Origin of the sequence: Psychrobacter sp. NPDC078929, from assembly GCF_050267985.1 — a bacterium.
GTDB lineage: Bacteria > Pseudomonadota > Gammaproteobacteria > Pseudomonadales > Moraxellaceae > Psychrobacter.
In genome coordinates this window covers 1-2,548 of sequence record NZ_JBNNFX010000050.1, presented here as the reverse complement: position 1 = coordinate 2,548, position 2,548 = coordinate 1, and the positions used below count along the sequence as shown (strand labels likewise).

At 44.2% G+C, this 2,548-nt stretch carries 2 protein-coding genes; both read left to right on the top strand.

The window, feature by feature from the left end; translation table 11 throughout:
* The first annotated feature begins 186 nt into the window (after positions 1-186).
* Positions 187-939: an IS5 family transposase gene (locus ACQKCG_RS13805; protein WP_191114789.1), complete on the top strand. Its 753-nt coding sequence runs from the start codon at positions 187-189 to the stop codon at positions 937-939.
* Between the two features lie 265 nt (positions 940-1,204).
* The gene (locus tag ACQKCG_RS13800) at positions 1,205-2,386 is read left to right on the top strand and encodes a cation diffusion facilitator family transporter (protein WP_077448184.1); all 1,182 of its coding nucleotides are present in this window, start codon (positions 1,205-1,207) and stop codon (positions 2,384-2,386) included.
* The last annotated feature ends 162 nt before the right edge of the window (positions 2,387-2,548 follow it).

Here is a 2,548-nt window from a genome sequence, read left to right as displayed (position 1 = left end):
CAGTAGTGTTCATTTCTGACGGATCAAATCATGAAAGGTTAAATACGCCCTGATGTTAAGCACAAAAAAACCCAGCAATGATATTAAGATCACTAGGGCGTGTTGAACATTGGGTATAAATTAATGGCAAAAAAAATAGCGAACGGTTAATCTTTAAGTTCTCACACAAAAAAGATATCGTTCGCTATGCCTCGCACTATGCTCAAAGATGAACACTGGACAAGACTGAAACCTATATTACTAGAACTTAATATCTATGACAAAGGAAATCTTAGACAAACGGTTGAAGGCGTGCTTTATCGCATGCGTGTTGGCTGTCCTTGGTGCGACTTACCCGAGTGTTTTGGCAAGCCCAATACCATCTATAAAGCTTACCAGCGCTGGTTTCGTAGTAATAAGCTGATTACGCTGTTTGCTTTATTAATCAAAGACGCAGACCTTGAGTGGGTCTTCATTGATGGTACTCATATTAAAGCGCATCAGCACAGCAGTGGTGGCAATGAGAACCTACAATCCATTAGTAAAAGTGTGGCAGGACGCGCGACCAAGATTCACTTGGCAGTAGATGCGCATGGCAATCCGATTACCTTTATCTTGTCAGATGGCACGACCCACGATGTTAAAGTCGCACCTGACTTAGTAGACAAAGTTAATTTGAGCAACACAGAGGTTTTATGTGCCGATAAAGGCTATGATTCTGATGCACTACGAGCGCATATTGAACAAGCAGGGACACGGGATAACATCCCTCGAAAACGAAATACTCAGTCTTCTAACGACCATATGGACTGGGACTTATATAAAGCGAGGCATCTAGTAGAAAATGCTTTCGCCAAACTAAAACAGTATAGGGCGGTTGCCACCAGGTTTGATAAGCTCAAGCAAAGTTATGAAAATACGGTCGCTCTTGCTTGTGCTTATATCTGGCTCAAATTATGAATGTTCAACACGCCCTAGTCAGTTCAAAATAACATGGTGATAAATTGAAGAGTGCTACTGGAATGAATGTTGCGCAGCCTCTGTAATAACAGCATGCAAGGAAAATTTATACCAGTAGCACGATGTCATTTTTGCAGTGAATCGACTATAGCTTACTGGCTGCATTTTTACCTCGTCGTTACAGCTTCTAATACTCGACTATGTTAGATTTATCATTAATCCTTGAAGTTATTTACCATAAGTCTTAATAAATTTGAGTAACGTTATGAGTCAAGAAGATGCCAGTCATAAGCAAAATAAGCATTTGCCTCCAAGTGAGCCTATTGATGTCTATAAAAACAACGATAGTAACTATACTGCTGGCAATCAAGACGCTCATGATCATGACACTCACCTAGAGCAAAACACCGCACCAAGAGATACCAAAGGCTATCAGCGTACGTTACTGATTAGCTTTGTGATCATCACAGGCTATATGTTTATCGAGGCGATTGGTGGCTTACTGACAGGCAGCTTGGCGTTACTCTCTGATGCAGGACACATGCTCAGCGACGCCATCGCCCTTGGTGCGACGTTGATGGCATTTAAAATCGGCGAAAAAGCCGCCACCCATCAAAAGACCTTTGGCTATAAACGCTTTGAGATTATCGTGGCCACCGTCAATGGTGCGACGCTAGTAATTATCGCCTTGATGATTTTTTATGAAGCGATCAAACGCCTTAACTCACCGCCTGAGATTGCTACCCAAGGTATGCTAATCGTCGCCACCATCGGTATGCTGGTTAATATCTTGGTCGCTTGGCTGATGCATCGTGGTAGTAGCGGCAGCGATGGACACACCCACAGCCATGGAGCAAATGCAGACAAAGTAAATAAAGAAAAAGCAAATAAAAGCAATGATTCCAAAGAGCCTGTCAACCTCAATATGCAAAGCGCTTACTTGCATGTATTAAGTGATTTGATGGGCTCTGTCGCCGCGATCATCGCCGCTTTACTGATGATGGGGTTTGGCTGGGTTTGGGCCGATGCCGCAGCGTCGGTGATCGTCGCGGTACTTATCTTAGTAAGTGGTTACCGCGTTGTACGTGATTCGGTACATGTCTTGATGGAGGGCACGCCAGAAGGCATATCGCTGGTAGATGTGGAAGACAAGCTGCTTGCCCATCCACAAGTAAAACAAGTCCACGACCTGCATATTTGGAGCATCACCAGCGGGCTAAATGCGCTATCTTGCCATGTGATGGTCGATGGGGATATGAGAATCTCGGATGCCAGCGTATTGATTGCCAATCTTGAGCAAGGGTTGCTTGCGCTTGGTATTCATCACGCCACCATTCAGGTTGAAAGCTTGTCACACCCGCAGACCAGCGCCCATAGCGATGCATTGGTCTGCGACATATCAGAGCAGCAAAGCTCTGCGAATAACCATATCGGGCACAGTCACTAGTCACTAGGGCGTGTTGAACCTTCAACCATGGCACTGACAGAGACTATTTGTGAATGTTCAACACGCCCTACTGGGTTGGAGGAAATAACAACTATGTTGTGCTGACTTAGAAAGTCTTATTTATCATTCATAGCAAGGTAGATATTACGATCTGATGCGGAT

What these genes read in the sequence shown, in the direction of transcription:
- ACQKCG_RS13805 (WP_191114789.1), top strand. Translation starts at nt 187, where the DNA reads ATGCCTCGCACTATGCTCAAAGATGAACACTGGACAAGACTGAAACCT.
- ACQKCG_RS13800 (WP_077448184.1), top strand. Translation starts at nt 1,205, where the DNA reads ATGAGTCAAGAAGATGCCAGTCATAAGCAAAATAAGCATTTGCCTCCA.